Annotated in this window: 6 protein-coding genes; 3 read left to right on the forward strand and 3 right to left on the reverse strand. The window is 64.3% G+C overall.

Annotated elements, in window-relative coordinates; translation table 11 throughout:
- Positions 1-25: 25 nt before the first annotated feature.
- The gene (locus tag RAD15_RS26215) at positions 26-1,684 is read right to left on the reverse strand and encodes an ABC transporter substrate-binding protein (protein ID WP_458181089.1); all 1,659 of its coding nucleotides are present in this window, start codon (positions 1,682-1,684) and stop codon (positions 26-28) included.
- A 199-nt stretch (positions 1,685-1,883) separates the two neighbouring features.
- Here RAD15_RS26215 and RAD15_RS26220 point away from each other — a divergent pair, with 199 nt between their 5' ends.
- The gene (locus RAD15_RS26220; RefSeq protein ID WP_458181090.1) at positions 1,884-3,479 is read left to right on the forward strand and encodes an ABC transporter substrate-binding protein; all 1,596 of its coding nucleotides are present in this window, start codon (positions 1,884-1,886) and stop codon (positions 3,477-3,479) included.
- Between the two features lie 133 nt (positions 3,480-3,612).
- Here RAD15_RS26220 and RAD15_RS26225 read toward each other — a convergent pair whose 3' ends face one another.
- A complete protein-coding gene (locus tag RAD15_RS26225; protein WP_458181091.1) occupies positions 3,613-5,844 on the reverse strand; it encodes a CHASE2 domain-containing protein in 2,232 nt (743 codons plus the stop codon).
- A gap of 125 nt (positions 5,845-5,969) precedes the next feature.
- Positions 5,970-13,634, reverse strand: coding sequence for a FecR domain-containing protein (locus tag RAD15_RS26230; protein WP_458181092.1), 7,665 nt, complete (start codon positions 13,632-13,634; stop codon positions 5,970-5,972).
- A 674-nt stretch (positions 13,635-14,308) separates the two neighbouring features.
- Here RAD15_RS26230 and RAD15_RS26235 point away from each other — a divergent pair.
- On the forward strand, positions 14,309-15,040 hold the full coding sequence (locus RAD15_RS26235) for a transglutaminase-like cysteine peptidase (protein WP_458181093.1): 732 nt from the start codon (positions 14,309-14,311) through the stop codon (positions 15,038-15,040).
- A gap of 175 nt (positions 15,041-15,215) precedes the next feature.
- Positions 15,216-16,340 carry a lysozyme inhibitor LprI family protein gene (locus tag RAD15_RS26240; RefSeq protein WP_458181094.1) on the forward strand — a complete coding sequence of 375 codons (1,125 nt, stop codon included), beginning with the start codon at positions 15,216-15,218 and terminating at the stop codon, positions 16,338-16,340.
- The last annotated feature ends 26 nt before the right edge of the window (positions 16,341-16,366 follow it).

Here is a 16,366-nt window from a genome sequence, read left to right on the forward strand (position 1 = left end):
GGGTGCACTGAGCTTGTGGCGCGGACTACTTCATCGACACCAGCGAGAAGTCGATGAACCAGCTCTTCGGCTGCACCACGCCGGTCACCTTCGGGCTGATGGCGCGGGGGCCGACGTCGTGGGCGACGTAGAGAAAAGCGGCATCGTCGACCGAGGCTGCGTGCAGCTCGGCGAGCGCAGCGTCACGCGCGGCCGGATCGAAGGTCTGGCGCGCCTTCTTCACCAGCTCGTCGAACTTGGGGTCGTTGATGAAACCCCAATTGTTCGAGACCGGCGGCGCCATGCCCGATTGCAGGAAGCGCACCAGCGCGAAGAACGGGTCCATCGCCGCATAGGTGACGTTGGTCGCGTTCGAGCCGTTGGCGCTGGGGTCCTTGGCACCGCGGCGCCAATTGGTGAACAGCGTGTTCCACTCGATGACATCGAGCTTCACGTCGAAATAACACTCCGCGAGCGCCTGCTGGAGATATTCGTTCATCGGCAGCGGCTGCATCTGTCCCGAACCGGAGGCCGAGGTCTGGATCTTGACCGCAAGCTTCTTAGCTGGGCCGAAACCGGCCTCCTGCATCAGCTTCTGCGCGGCCGCCTTGTCATACTTGATCTCGAAGGCCGGCTTGCCGCGCCAGGGATGGCCGGGCTCGAAAGTGCCGGTCGCGGGCACCATGAGGCCGGCGAGCAGCCCGTCCTTGAGGCCTTCGCGATCGACGCAAAGATTTGCGGCCTTGCGCACGCGGATGTCGTTCCAGGGCGAACCCTCGACGCGCGAGAACTGCCACGGCCAGACATGCGGCTGCTCGTTGGCATAGAGCTTGAAACCGCGCTGCTTGAGCTCGGGCAGCGCGTCCGGCGCGGGCGCCTCGACCCAATCGACCTGTCCGGAGAGCAGCGCCGCGGTGCGCGCGTTCGCCTCCGGCATCGGCAAAAGCACCATCTTGTCGACCTTGGGCACGCGATCCTTGTTCCAGTAGCTCGCGTTCTTCACCAACTCGAGCCGCTCGCGCGGCGTGAAGCTCGCCATCTTCCACGGGCCGGTGCCCGCGGCGTCCTTGGCAAAGGCAGTCCACGCAGCCTGCGACTTGGCCTTGGCGTCCGCGCCTTCCGCCTTGTCATAGAAGTGCTGCCACTTCGCCGGGCTCGCCATGAAGAGATTGGTGAGGTTGATCGGCAGGAAGCTGTCGGGCTCCTTGGTGGTGAGCTCGACGGTCATGTCATCGATCTTCTTCGCGGAAGCGAGCGTCGGCATGCGCGAGGCCGTGACGCCGACCTGGCTGGCGTCGAACTGCGGCGCGTCCTGCTTCAGCACTTTCTCGACGTTCCACACCACGGCGTCGGCATTGAACGGCGAGCCGTCGTGGAAGGCGACGCCGGGGCGCAGCTTGAAGGTCCATTTGGTCTTGTCGGTGTCGTCGACCTTCCATTCGGTCGCAAGGCCGGGGATCACCACGCTCGGCTTGTCGGCGGAGGAGAGATCCCAGCCGGTCAGCGCGTCATACATGGTGAGACCGGTAAAGCGATTGCCCTCAAAACCCTGATCGGGCTGGCCCAGCGTGCGCGGAATATCGGCAGCGGTCATGCCAATGCGCAGCACGGTTTCCGCGCTGGCCACGCGCGGCCAGGCGGCCGCACTGCCGAGCGCCAAGAGCGCGATCAGCGCCGCCCGTGTTTTGTTGTTCTTGATAAGCATCGCCTCGATCCTTTTCCGGCTTTCGATGATTAATTTTGATGCAATCGTATGCAATGGCTATGCCAAGGAGAAACTTATTCTGCAAATTGCCCCTGCGGCGACAAGTCCTTGTGATCGCGCGGGAGCAAAGCGGCCGCGCTGCCTATTCTGGCATCAAGATTGCAAGTTTGGTCCCAAATTCTCCCTGGAGCTTTGGGCCATGCGTATTCGTCTATCGACCTGTCTCGCCGTGCTTGCGCTGGCGGTCTCCGCGATCCCTGCGTTCGCCGAAACGGTGGTGCGCTACGGCATCTCGATGGCGGACATTCCGCTGACGACAGGCCAGCCCGATCGCGGCGCCGGCGCCTATCAGTTCACGGCCTACACGATCTATGATCCGCTCGTCGCCTGGGAGATGGACGTCGCCGACCGGCCCGGCAAGCTGGTGCCGGGGCTCGCGACCGAATGGAAGGTGGACGATGCCGACAAGACCAAATGGCGCTTTGCGCTTCGCAAGGGCGTGACGTTTCACGACGGCAGCGAGTTCAACGCCGACGCGGTGATCTGGAATCTGGACAAGGTGCTCAACGACAAGGCGCCGCAGTTCGACAAGCGGCAGAGCGCGCAGGTGAAGACCCGCCTTCCCTCCGTCGCAAGCTACGCCAAGATCGACGATTTCACGGTGGAGATCACCACCAAGACGGTCGATTCCTTCTTCCCCTATCAGATGCTGTGGTTTCTGGTGTCGAGCCCCGCGCAATACGAGAAGCTCGGCAAGGATTGGGACAAGTTCGCCAGCCAGCCCTCCGGCACCGGCCCGTTCAAGCTGACAAAACTGGTGCCGCGCGAGCTCGCCGAGCTCACGAAAAATCCGGACTACTGGAATAAGAAGCGCATTCCGAAGGCCGACAAGATCGTCCTGGTGCCGATGCCGGAAGCGCTGACGCGCACCAACGCGCTGCTCGCCGGGCAAGTCGACCTGATCGAGACGCCGGCGCCGGATGCCGTGCCGCAGCTGAAAGCTGCCGGCATGAAGCTCGTCGACAATGTCACGCCGCATGTCTGGAACTATCATCTCAGCGTGCTGCCGGGCTCGCCCTGGACCGACATCCGCCTGCGCAAGGCGCTCAACCTCGCGATCGACCGCGACGCCGTGGTCGGCCTGATGAATGGTCTGGCCAAGCCGGCGAAGGGCCAGGTCGACCCGTCGAGCCCGTGGTTCGGCAAGCCGAGCTTCGAGCTGAAATACGATCCGGCTGCCGCGAAGAAGCTGGTCGAGGAGGCCGGCTACTCCAAGGCCAAGCCGCTCAAGGCCACCTTCATCATCGCGCAGGGCGGCACCGGCCAGATGCTGTCGCTGCCGATGAACGAATTCCTGCAGCAGAGCTTCAAGGAGATCGGAATCGAGATCGACTTCAAGGTCGTCGAGCTCGAGACCTTATATACCCACTGGCGCAAGGGCGCGGCCGACGAGATCAACGCCGGCATCACCGCCAACAACATCGCCTATGTCACCTCGGACCCGCTCTACGCCATCGTCCGCTTCTTCCACTCGGGCCAGATCGCGCCGGTCGGCGTCAACTGGGGCGGCTACAAGAATCCGAAGGTGGACGCATTGATCGACGAGGCCAAGCAGACCTTCGACAGCGCCAAGCAGGACGAGTTGCTGGCCCAGGCGCATGCGCTGATCGTGGACGATGCCACGCTGGTCTGGGTCGTCCACGACACCAACCCGCACGCGCTGTCGCCGAAGATCAAGCAGTTCGTGCAGGCGCAGCACTGGTTCCAGGATCTGACGACGATCGGGATGGAGTGAAGGGAGCGGCAAGCGCCGCTGCCGTAGGGTGGGCAAAGCGCAAGCGTGCCCACCATTCGACCGCGTTGAGAGCGGATGGTGGGCACGGCGCTTCGCGCCTTTGCCCACCCTACGGGAGCGGTGACACCGGCTGCTACTTCGTCAGCAGCGCGTACGCCCCGGTCCACCCTTCCGGCGGCGGGTTGATCTGGAAATCCTTGATCCGGGCTTCGTAGAGGTTGAACAGCTTTTCCAGCGTGTCGGCGTCCTCGCTGCGACGGCCGCGTTCGATCGCATCCAGCGCGCCCTGCCAGTCGCGGCCGCGGTAGCAGCCGAGCATCTCGATGGTGATGTTGCGCAGGCGCTGGAACGGACCCGAATGCATCACGTCCTCGCGGCCGGCGATGGCGTAGATCACCTCCGGCTCGGTCTTGCCCTTGACCATGATGAAGTCGAGCTCGAGGATCGCGAACCTGTCCTTGGCGGCGAGCGCGGTCCTCGAGCCGACGATGATCGGGAAGCCGTATTCCTTGGTCTGCCCTTCCAGGCGCGAGGCGAGGTTCACGCTGTCGCCGAGCACCGAGTAGTTCTTCTTCAGGTCGGAGCCCATGTTGCCGACCACGCCGATGCCGGTGTTGAGGCCGATGCCGACATTGAGCGGGATGTAGACGTGGCCGCCCTCGGCGGCCTCCTGCTCGCGCGCCTTGTTCACCGTGTCGATCTGCTCCAGCATCCGGATCGCAGCCTCGCAGGCGTTGACCTCGTGCTCGGTATCGTCGAGCGGCGCGTTCCAGAACGCCATGATGGCGTCGCCCATGTACTTGTCGATGTAGCCTTTCCGCTCGATGATGACGTCGGTCAGCGGCGTCAGGAAGCGGTTCATCAGCGCAATCAGGCCTTGCGGATCGTGCTTGTAGCTCTCCGAGATCGTGGTGAAACCGCGCACGTCGGAGAACATGATCGTCATCTCGCGTTCCTCGCCGCCGAGCACGAGCTTTTCGGGCGACTGCGCAAGCTGCTCGACCAGAACCGGCGACATGTATTGCGCGAACATGCCGCGGATCTGCACGCGCTGGCGCTGCTCGCGCACGAAGCTGGCGAAGATCAGCGTCAGGTAGATCGCGGTGGTCGAGAGCAGCGGGTAGGTGAAGTCGATGAGGTAGCGGTGCTGCGCGTAGAAGAACCAGGACACGCCGACCAGGATGGCGGCGAACATCCCGCCTGCAAGCACCAGGCGCACCGGCCCGAGATTCGGCGTGAAGATGATGACGAGCAGGCCGATGACGAGCGCGGCGATCAATTCGACGCCGAGCGCGTAGTTCGGCTGGGAGATCACCGCACCGCTCAGCACGCTCTCCAGCACCTGGGCGTGGATTTCGACACCCGGCATGGTCGAGGACACCGGCGTGGTCTTGATATCGTTGAGGCCGACCGCGGAGGTGCCGACCAGCACCAGCTTGCCGGCGATCTTGCCCGGCGACACTGTGTTGTCGAGCACGTCGGCCGCCGAGACGTAGATCGAGGGGTCCTGGCGGGCGTAATGCACCCAGAGCTGGCCGTTCTTGTCGGTCGGAATCTCCACGCCCTTGAGACGCACGGCCCGCACGCCGCTCTGGTCGGTCCGGACCAGCAGCGTCGGCGTGCCCGTGACGACGCGCAGGATCTCGAGGCTGAGCGAGGGCATGACCATGCCCTGCGCGCGCATGATCATCGGCACGCGGCGGATCAATCCGTCGCGCTCGGTCCTGATCGAAAACAGGCCGCGGCCCGCCGCAACCTTCTCGATGACGGGGACGTTGCGCAGGAGGCCCGGGAATTCGAACAGGAAGCGCTCTGCCCCGTCCTCGCCGACCGTCGCGACGCCGGTGAAGGGAAGCTCCTTGTCGATCTCCGACGAGATCGCCCGCTGCCCGGTCTCGCCCAGCACCACGCGCGAGCGCTTGATCGCCTCGGCGAGAATCTGGTCGTTGGTCGGCAGCTCGCGCAGCTTGGCCCGCGTGGAATCGTCGAGATAGCGCATCTGGCTCGCGACGAGATCCGGGTTGAGCCGGTCGGCCTCCGAGAACACCACGTCGAAGCCGATCGCCACCGCGCCGTTGCTGGTGAGATTCTGGATCAGGTCGGCGATGCGCGTGCGCGGCCACGGCCACTGGCCGAGTTTGGCGAGGCTCTTGTCGTCGATGTCGACGATGGTGACCGGCCGCGCCGTCTTGTGGCGCGGGTCGATCAGCTGGAACATGTCGAAGGTGCGCAGCCGCAATTCCTGGATCGGCGGCGGATCCCACAGGCGGGCGCCGGCGAAGATCACCAGCAGCGCAAGGCACATCAGCCGCGCAAAGCCGAACTTCCGCGTAAACCACCGCCGCAGGATCTTGAGACGTTTCATGTCGCCCGAATTTCCCGCAACTCGCCTTCGTCCGATATCTGGCCGATACTACGCAATCAGCGATGCCTTTGATACCGCAATCCGCCGCCGGCGAGGCGCCGCGGCCCGGGCCGGGGGTACGCCCATCAGGCGTGGTTCGCAACGATGAAGTCGCTGGCGTGAAGGCTGCTCGCGACGAGATTCTTCAGCAGGATCGACTGGTGATCGTCGAGTGTAACCAGCGCGTCATTGGCCTGTTGCCTGATGACGATGTCGCTGAAGGAGTGGATGTTGGCGAACTCGCGCAGGTCGATCTTGTCCTGGCCGAGCTCGAAATCGACGATCGTGCTCTGGACCGGAAGCGTCGAGTTCGTAAAGGCGAACTGGTCCTGCCCGCCGGTCCCGACGAGGGTGGGTCCCGTGGGCGGATCGATGACCAGGGTACCGCCGTTGCCGTCGCTGACGAAATGGAAGCTGTCGATGCTGTAGCTCCCGGCAAACTTGATGGTCGCGGTGTCGGTCCCGTCGCTCAGCGTCAGCACGCCGCCCAGATGGTCGGCGTTTTCGGTGTAGGTCACCCCGGTCAGGGTCGAGAAGGCGATGTCCTTGAGGTCGAGGAGATCCGAATTGGCGGCTGTGCCGTCGCCTGCAAAGCCGTTGATGACGCCGGTGAAATCGGCAGCGTGCTCGATCGCAAAGGTGCCAGTGGTTCCGTTCTCGTTGGCGAAGGTCACGTCCTGTGCGGACGCCTCGCTGAGGTTCAGCACCGTGCCGCTCTCGATCGTCATGGGCGTGTCGGCGAGCGGATCATAAACGGTGGTGCCGCCATGACCGTCACTCTGAAGGTGCCAATTGATGTCCCTGCCGAGGAACGACAGGGTGATCGTGGTCACGCCGTTGTAGAAATCGACGGTCGTGATGTTCGTGTCCGAATTGTACTCGGCCTGCGCCGACATCGAGGACGTCCAGGCGAGGTCCTTCATGTCGATCTCGTTGCCGGACGAGAGCGGCGACCCGGCAGGCGAGCCCGAGATGAGTCCGTGGAAATCCTTGGCATGGTCCAGGATCAGGGTGCCCAGCCCGTTGTCGTAGTAGACGACGACCCCCGAGAACGATCCGTTGACCAGCGTCCCGGAAACGCTGCCGTCGATCTCGACGATCGCCTTGTTGGAAATCTCGATCGCGCCGGTGCCGGTGACGTTGCCCTTGATGTCGATGGTCGAGACATCGTTTCCGGAGAACGGGCCGGCCTCGATCAGGCCGTCGAGGACGACCTCGCCGTTCACGGTGAACACGGTGCCGGGCTCGGTCAGCAGCGTCACGCCGGAGGCGACGGTGAGGTCGTGGATCGTGACGTTGGTCGTACTGTCGACGGTGTAGGGTTCGCCTGCGGCGAGCAGCTTCACGTCGTAGCTGGCCGCTGGCACGCCCAGGCTCCAGTTCGACGCCGTGTTCCAGTCGCCGCCGGCAGGATTGGTCCATTCATCGACCGGAGCGATCTCGACGATGGTGCCGCCGTTACCGTCGCTGCTGGTGATGAAATGCGTGTCGCTGTAGTTGCCGATCAGCTTGAGCGAGATGCTGTGGTCGTGCGTATCGCTCACGACGAGATTGCCGGTCGCGGCGTCATAGGTCGCGGTGGTCCCGCTGTCCCAGACGATGGTCGACAGATCGATCTTCTCGTTGGCGGCGAAGCCGGCGATCGAGCCGCCGAAGGTCGCGGTGTCGATCTCGAGCTCGGCGCCAGCGCCGGCGAAGGTGACGGTCTGCGACACCGCGTTCTTGATCTCGAGCGTCGCATTGGCGTCGATCGTGACCGAGCCGGAGCCGGACAGCGTGCCGAACAGCGTCAGCGTTCCGGTATGGACCTCGATGAAGTGATCGTTGGTGATGGTGCCCGTGATCGACGCCGTGCCCCAGCTTTCGATCTCGTTCGAATTGGTGATGCCGAGCCCGGTCACGGAAATCGCCGCCCCGTTGAGCAGGTCGATCTCGCCGGCGTTGACGATCGAGGATACGTTGCCGAAGACGCTGCTGCCGGCGACGGTCCAGATGCCGCCCGCCTTGTTGTTGAAAGTCCCGCTGGCAACGGCAATGCTGCCGTTGATGTAGCCGGTGTTGTTGATCGTGATGGCGCCGCCGGTTTCGAAGATCGCGTAGGTCGTCGCGGTCACGGTCGAGGCGACCGCGGGCCCGATGGTACCGGAATTGTCTACCAGCGCGGAGCCGGTCGTGTTTTCCTGGACGTAGATCGCCGCATAACCGGTCGCGCCCACGACCGAGCCGGCGTTGGTGATGTGCGTCGATCCGGTCGCGACCGGATCGCCCGTCGCACCGACGCCGTTCTGAATGACATTGATGCCGACGCTGCTGGTGCCGGTGATATGGCCGTTATTGACAATAGCGACGGCGCCTGCACCCGCGGCCACAGCAGACAGGCCGACCGCGCCGGTGGCGGAGCCGTTGTTGGTGACGCTGACGCCACCGCCGCCGTGATTGAAGGCGCCGATCGCGGTCCCTGCGGCGGTGATCTGCGAGATCGCACCGGTCGAGACCGTGATATCGCCGACGCCATAGGTGTAGGCCTCGATGCCGTAGCCGGCATCCGCCGTGATGGTCGCATCGCTCGCGACGGTGACGTTGCCGTTGACGGCATTCGAGAAGGTCGAGATGCCACCCGGCTTATAGCCGGCGATGATCGCTCCCGGCGTGGTGCCATCGCTGTTCAGCGCGGAGCCGGAATGGATGGTGCCGTGCGCCACGACCGAGATCGTGCTGTGCACACCGCTCGCGATCGCCGCCGCATAGTTGATCGCCACGATGGCGGAGCTGCCCGACGTGACGTTATCGCCCGTCGCCAGGGTGACGCCGATGTCGCCCTGATCGATGCTGTAGGCGAGTATGCCGTAGCTGGCCGTGCCCTTCACCGAGGCATTGGCGCCGAGCGCGACGGTGATGTCGCCGGTGCCGCCGCTCAGCTCCTGGACGAGGATACCCGTCTCGGCACCGATGACGGTGGTGCCCGCGCCGTCATTTACCGTAACGTCGCCATTGCCGTAATTGAAGGCGTGGATACCGTAACCGCCCGCGGCCGTGACATCGCCGTAGTTGCTGACGACGACGTCGCCGTAAACACTGGCGTTGGCCGCAGAGCCGTTCCTCGCACCGAGGTAGCCGGCCTCGAGACCGGCCGGAGCATTGGCGCTCAGATTGAGGCTCGCGCCGGAGTTGACCGTGCCGTAGTTGGTGACTGTGATCGAGCTGTGACCCGAGATCGAGAGCAATTCCGCGCGGTTGATGGCAACGATGCCGGAGCTTCCCGACGTGACGACGCTGCCGGTCTCCGTCCTGATGCTCGTGCTGCCCGAGCCGTAGCTGCGCGAGCGGATGCCGTAGATCGAGCTGCCCGTGACAGTGCCGCCCGCGTCGACGGTGATGTCGCCGTTGCCCGCCGTGACCGCATCGATGCCGTACGCACCGCCGGCAGCACCGCCGAGCTGTGTGATCGAGATGTCACCGCCGTTGGCGACGTTTCCGTTCTCGACGAGGACACCGACCGAATTGGCGCCGGTGCCCGTCGCCTTGCCGCTGATGTTGTTGATCGTGATATTACCGGCGCCAGTCAGGCTGTCGCGCAGCCAGATGCCGTTTCCGGCAAGGCCGGTGATGTTGCCGGTCGCCGCCAGCGAGATATCGCCCGTCCCATTCTGCGTGACGACGAGGCCATTGGCTGCACCGGTCAGTGCGCCGGCCGTCGTGACAATAATGTTGGCGGACGCGGCGGGCGTGCCGCCCGACGCGGTGAAGTCAAGCGCATCGCCGCTCGACGTCGTGATGTCGGCCGAGCCTGTCACGGTGAATGCGCCAGCCTTCGTCGACTGGCCGGCGATGGTGCCGGTAAAGCTCTGACCGACGACCTTGTCGAGCCGGAGCGTATCGGTGCCGCCGGCAAAGGTCACGGTTTGAGCCGTCGCTCCCGCAAGCTCGAGCGTCGCACCGTCATCGATGATCAACGAGCCCACGCCGCCGAGGCCGCCGGAGAGGTTCAGCGTTCCGGCCTGGACCTCGATGGTGCCGGTGTTGGTGACTGCGGCCGAGATCGTGTTGAGGCCGGAGACGCCGTAGAGATTGCCGGCGTTGGTCAGAGATCCGCCGTTGATCGAGGTGACGCCGGACAGGTACAGCTTCGACGTGGCGTCGACCGTGACCGTGCCGCCGCCATTGGTGATCGTGACGTCGGCCAGCTTCAGGATGCCGAGGGTGATCGCCTCGATATCGGCCGTGTTCACGATCAGGTCGCCGGAGACGTCGAGCTCGCCGGTGCTGACCTGGATCAGCCCATGATTGGTGATGGTGTGCAGCAGCACCGGATCGATCGTCAGCGTGCCGCTGGTGACGGTGATCGTGCCGGTGTTGGTGATGTCGGCGTTGTTGATCGCACTCGTGCCGGTCGATTCCAGCGTGCCCGCGATCGTCAGCGTGCCGCCGTCGATGACCGCACCGATCAGATCGAGCGTCGAGCCGGTCGCGACCGAAACCACGCCGGTGTCGTTCGTCACCGTCGTCGAGATCAGCTTCAGCGTGCCGCCATTGATCGCGGCCAGCGTGCCGGTGTTGGTGACGGCCTCGTGGTCGATGTCGAGTTCGGCGCCATTGGCCTGAAGCGTACCGGCGTTGGCGATGGTGGCCGAGGTCATGGTGACGAGCGTCAGCAGGCCGCCAACCGCTTCGAGCAGGCCGTTGTTCGTAATGGATGCATCGGTGACCGTGGTCACGCCAGACGAATCCAGCGTGCCCGAGACGGTGAGTGCACCGCCGGTCAGGGCCACATCCGACAGCGTCAACTTCTTGCTTGCATCGCCCTTGACGGTGCCATGATTGGCGATCGCACCTCCCGACACGGTCGCATCGCCGAACGTCAGCGTGACGCCGCTCTCGACCGTGACGTCGCCATTGCTCAGCGTCGCATTGCCGTCGATCTTGCTATTGCCGGTGACGTCGATCGAGCCGCCGCCCTTGATGGCGCCGCCGCTGATCGTGGCGTCGTTCAAATTCAGTGCGGCATCGGTGTCGACAATGAGATTGCCGCTCGAATTATCCACCGTCGAGCCCTGGTCGATCGTCAGCCAGCCATTTGCCAGCACCTTGATCGTGCCGCCGGACGTATTGGAAACGGCTTGGTGGGCGAACTCCACCGTCCCCTTGACGTTGACCGTGCCGGAATTGTTCAGCGTGCCATTCTCGATCAGGCTGGTGCCGTCGAGCTCCAGCGTGCCTAGAATGGTGACGGTGCCGCCGTCCACCGTCGCGGTGTCGACAATCAGCGTGGTGCCGGCATCGGCCTTCAGCGTCCCGCCCGCATTGTGAATCGTGGCGAGAGTCTTCAGCGTGCCGCCGAACAGCTCGATCGTGCCGGAATTGGTGATGGTGGTACCGCTGGCGAAATCGCCCCCGGCTTTGAGCGTCAGGTATCCGGCATTGGTGAATACGCTGGTGTCCAGGATCTCGGCCAGGCCGCCGACCGACATCGTGCCGGTCGCGGCGTTGGTCAAGATCGAGTCCGCGCTCATGTTGAGCCCGCCCGCGATGGTCAGCGAGCTCTGGTTGATCAGCTGCGGCGGCGGGCCGCCGAAATCGTTCATCGTGACCGACCTGGCAAAGGCTGCCGCGTCGATCATGGCCGGAAAAGACGGCGTTAGGCCGTGCAATTGATCGGTGATGACGATGACGTCATCGTCGATGGTCGGAACGGTCCCGGTTGCCCAGTTCGCCGCGTCCCTCCACAAGCCGCCGGAAGGAGAGTCGGCCTGCTCGGTCGCGATCCAGACCACGGCGGGAGCGTCGGTGCCGGTGATCGTGACGGTGATGGTCTGCTGCCCGATCGCGCCCTGCGAGTCCGTGACAGTCACGGTGTAGACCAGCGTCAGCACTTCGCCCCTCGGAATGAAGTCGGCGAGGTAGACGGGAAGGTCGGCCAGCGACCAGTTGATGGTGCCGGTGCCATCACCGGTGCTGTCGGCGCCCGACGCGATCGCAACCGACATCGCGCTCTGGAACGCCGCGAGCGGGCCCGGCGGAACGGTGCTGCCGTCCGGCAGGCTCGCGCTCGTCAACGCCACGGACACCGTGTGCGTGTCGGTCAGATCGACGTCGGTAAAATTCAGCGTGCCGGAGGTCGGCACGTCGCTGACGAGCGGTCCGCCCGGCACGCTGGTGCCGCCCTCGAAGGTGATGGAGGGAACGTCGGTGGTGATCACCGGCTTGTCGTTGGTCCCCGTGATCGTGATCGTGATCGGGATGAACTTGGTCTCGGGGCTGACTACGAAATTGCTGTCGACGCGGACCATGTAGGTCAGCGTCAGCGTTTCGCCGGCCGCCAGGAAGTCGAAGACGTGATCGGGGATCGTGTAGGTCCAGACCGCCGAGCCGTTATTGTTGTTACCGCCGTTGGCGACGACGTTGATCTGGATCTGCGTCGCCGCGATGTCCTGTTTCTGGAGATCGGTGAGCGAGCCGGTGACGTCCTGCTGGCCGGCGGTCTTGTAGACGTAGTTCGGCGCATCGGCGAGGCTGATGCTCACCGTCGGCCGGTCGCCCAGGTTTTGATCAACGAAGGTGATCCGGCCGGAGACCGTATCGGAATCCACTGTATCGCCGGTCGTGTCCGTGCGCTCGGTCAGCGCGAACGCCGTCGTCACATTGCCGTTGAGATCGAGGCTTTGCGCCAGCGGCTGACCGGGAATACGCGTGGCGGGCTGCGTGGGATTGCTGGGCCCCTCTGATCCCTGCTGACCGAGGTTCGTGAAGATCGCGGTCGCGATGTAGCCCGCAGGGGTCTTGATCACGAGTCCTTCACTGGTCTGCGTGATCGTGTCGGTGAAGTTCGTGGTCAGCTTGGTGTTGCTGTTGTCGGTGAATTTCAGCGTGAACACGTCCGTGATCAGCTTCTGAACGTCCGGCGACAACAGCGCATTGCCGATCGAGACGTTGCCGCCGCTGATCTGGATCATCTGGCCGGCCTGGTTGACCGTCGCGATCGGCAGCAGCGTGACCTTGTCGAACAGGATGTAGGAGCCGGTGGTGCCGTTCGGCTCGACCAGCACCTGGAAACTCACCTCCGGCTGCGGATCGCCGCCACTGGGCGGAACGACGAAACGGATAGAGTTCAGCACCGCCGTGCCGCGGATGCCCATGGTGGCAACCGGCGTATCGACCTTCATGTCGCCATGCTTGGCGGTCTCGCCGGCGACGAAGGTGATGGTGCCCGCGACGAGGCTGAGCAGCGAGGAGTTGTTCGACCCGTTGGGGTCGTAGACCATCTCGTTCAGCACCATCCGCGCATTGGAGGACAGGCCGAATACGGTGCCGTCGATGAAGGTGATGCCCAGCGTGGAGTCGGCGCCGGTCGAGACCACGTCGCCCTTCTCGACATTGTCGCCGTTGTTCAGAGTAACCGAAACGCCGTTGCGAATCGCGGTCGCGCTGCCGGAGAGCTTCGTGACGTGACCAATGACCTGGGCGACGGCGGCGCCGGGCGCGGCCTGCGCAACCTGGACATGCCCCGTGAGCGCGTTGACGATGTCGCCGGTGAGGTGTGCACCATCCGGCGATGAGACCGCCGCCCGCTTCTCGCCCCTGAAATAATCGTGAACGACGAACTCGTGACCGTCATGGGACAGCACGAGGTCGACACCGGCGCGCTTGTACTCGCCGTAGAAGATCAAGTTGGCATCGGGAACAACGAACGCGCCGTCCGGCACATGACCATGCGCCTTGGCAACAAACGAATCGACATGGCCTCCGCCGGGCAAGCGGGAACCCTGGCCGTCCAAGGAAATCGCGGCGTCAAATTTGCCAGCGTAATTCAATCGGGCACCGTAAAAAGGGTTAATAATTATAGAAGTATCGGCCGCTTAAGCTTGCTTAGCATTACCGAGTCCTTAGCGAAACCATCTATTGCTTGTGTGATTTCGCGTCACTTGGCGGTCGGGACGGCCGGGGAGCAGTGTCCCCAGAGAGGAGCCAAAGTAATTTTTGTAGTATCTTGAGGTCGAATTTGGCTCATCTGCGGGCATTCCAAGTCATTCGAAGTAATCTGCTGCAGAGATAGGGCAGCAGTACTTGTGTCATCTTTTGTTCGTGGTTCCCCACGGCATCCTGTGGCAACTAAGGGACAAAATCTGTGACCTAACTAACAGAACCCGTGAAATAGCGGGTTGTTAGCCATGGGCGACGGAATCGGAACTTCCACAACCTACGCCTGCAATTGGTCCCCTTTCGCGGCAACTGGGCACCTGTAGTCCCCGATTCGTAAAATTTTACGCAATTTTGGCAGCCCCGTTTCAGCTTGATCCCCGGTTTTGGGACCTCAGCCGGGCGCGTTAAGCAGAACAAAACGGCCCGTCTCGCACTATCTCCGCGAAAGCAACAAAGCCCGGCACGTTCAGGTCGAGGGGGACCTGGCGAAGTCGGAAGGGGATGTCAGATGGAGACCGCTGCTCGCTCGCGCGCCTGGCGCGCAATCCTTGTCCTGTGCGGATTGATCCTGTTCGGGTCGGCCGCCGAGCTTCGCGCCGGCACGCTGCTATCGCCGGGAGCCGGAGTCCTCGTTCGCAAATCCGCCGAGCCGTTCGGCGTCTTCGCCTTCGCCATCTCCGCCGGCGGCCTGCAACAGAAATGGCTCGCTCTGAGGTCCAGGCTCGACGACGACATGGTGCAGCTGGCGCTGTGCGATGGCGACCGGGATCGCTGCGCCTCGCCCGCGGCACTGAAGCTGCTCGCCATCGTCGACCAGGCCCGCACCCGCGACGGCCGCGCCCGGCTGGGCGAGACCAACCGCGCCATCAACCTCGCCATCCGCGCCGCCAATGACGGCACCGAGGACATCTGGAGCTCGCCGCTCGCGACCTTCGAGCGCGGCGCCGGCGACTGCGAAGACTATGCCATCGCCAAGCTGGCGGCGCTGCGGCTCGCGGGCGTCGCCACCGAGGACCTCCGCATCGTCGTGGTGCGCGACACCCGCGCTGGCGAAGAGCATGCGGTTGCGGCGGCAAAGCTCGACGGCCACTGGCTGATGCTCGACAATCGCCGCATGGCGATGGTCGAAGACGACGCTGCGCGGAGCTACCAGCCGCTGTTCGTGCTCTATCAGTCGGCCGTGATGAAATATGTCGACGAACCCGTGCGGTTCTCGATGGTCGCCGCCGAGGCGCACTGATCCATCTTGTAGCCCGGATGGAGCCAACGGGTCGGCGCGAAGCGCCGCCCGATCACAGACTCCGCGAAATCCGGGGCCGCTGTCTGGGCTCACACCGACCACCCATCACAAACCCATTTCGCCGCGCGGTCCGGAACTGCTAGCATGGCTGCGGCTGTGCTGGGGGATGACTGGGATGCGGTTCATCGTGCTGTCTGTGCTCGCGCTGCTGGCGTTGCCGGCGGCACCGGCCTCCGCGCAAACCGGTCCATCCAACAGCTCCATCGCCGACAGGCTGCCGCTGTTTGCCAAAAACAACTGCCAGCAGATTCGCGACCCAGGCAATCAATTGTTCTGCGGCGATGCCGAGCTTGCCGCCGCCGCCGAGAAGCTGAGCACGGCGGTCGAGGCGCGGCTCGCTCGCCTGCCGGATCGCCTGCCCGCGATCGAGGAGAATGCGATCTGGATCCGCCAGCGCAACCTCAGTTGCGGCATCGTCGGCCAGACCGCGATCCGCACCGACGATTTCGACCGGGTGAAGGCGTGTCTTCTCAAGGTCGCCGAGGAGCGCGCCGCGATCGTGCGCGATCCGGATTTCGACTGTCTGGCGGCCAACACCGCGGCAGGCGCCTTGATCTGTGCGGACCCATCGCTGGCGCTCGCCGAGACCGAGTTGAACGGCCAGGTGCTCGGCCTGATCGGCAAGCTCGACGCGGTCGCGGCGCGCTTCGCCTTCGCCGAATATGGCCGGTGGACGCGGGAGCGCGATCGCAAATGCAATCTCGTCGGCAAGGAGAACGTACCGCTCCAGGAGCTCGAGTCCGCGGAGGACTGTCTCGCCGACAATCTGAAGCACAAGAGCGACGATATCCGCGCGGCGAAGGGCGATCCGAGGAAGGTGTTCGGGCGGCAGGTCGCGGCCCGCTTGCCCGATACCGATGCCGTCGACTTCTGCGCCGCGCGGATCCACGCGGCCAATTCCTGCGGCAATTTCCTTCGCATCAATCGCGTCTATGCCATCGACAGCCAGGTGACCGAGCAGGAGGCGCAGGTCACGGGCGAAATCGAGATGGCCGTGCTGGCGCCCTTCACCACCTGCAGCAAGGTCGCGTCCGCCTGCACCGGCACCTGCTGGGACGCCGGCACGGGTCGTCCGCAGCCGGGAGCCGGCAACAAGGAGCGCTCCGCAGATGCCTTCAACGTGACGCGCCGCCTCAGGATCCAGCGTACTTTCGCCTTCGTCAAAGCCGCCGACGGCTGGCGATGCCGCGAGGACGCGCTGGCGCCGGTGAATTCGGGCACCGCAGGCGGGGGATCGTAGGTGGTCCTCTCCCCGTTCTTACGGGG

Source organism: Bradyrhizobium sp. 14AA, from assembly GCF_054185205.1.

Excerpts from the sequence above, each read along its gene's own strand:
- RAD15_RS26215 (WP_458181089.1), bottom strand. The coding sequence starts at position 1,684 with ATGCTTATCAAGAACAACAAAACACGGGCGGCGCTGATCGCGCTCTTG.
- RAD15_RS26220 (WP_458181090.1), top strand. The coding sequence starts at position 1,884 with ATGCGTATTCGTCTATCGACCTGTCTCGCCGTGCTTGCGCTGGCGGTC.
- RAD15_RS26225 (WP_458181091.1), bottom strand. The coding sequence starts at position 5,844 with ATGAAACGTCTCAAGATCCTGCGGCGGTGGTTTACGCGGAAGTTCGGC.
- RAD15_RS26235 (WP_458181093.1), top strand. The coding sequence starts at position 14,309 with ATGGAGACCGCTGCTCGCTCGCGCGCCTGGCGCGCAATCCTTGTCCTG.
- RAD15_RS26240 (WP_458181094.1), top strand. The coding sequence starts at position 15,216 with ATGCGGTTCATCGTGCTGTCTGTGCTCGCGCTGCTGGCGTTGCCGGCG.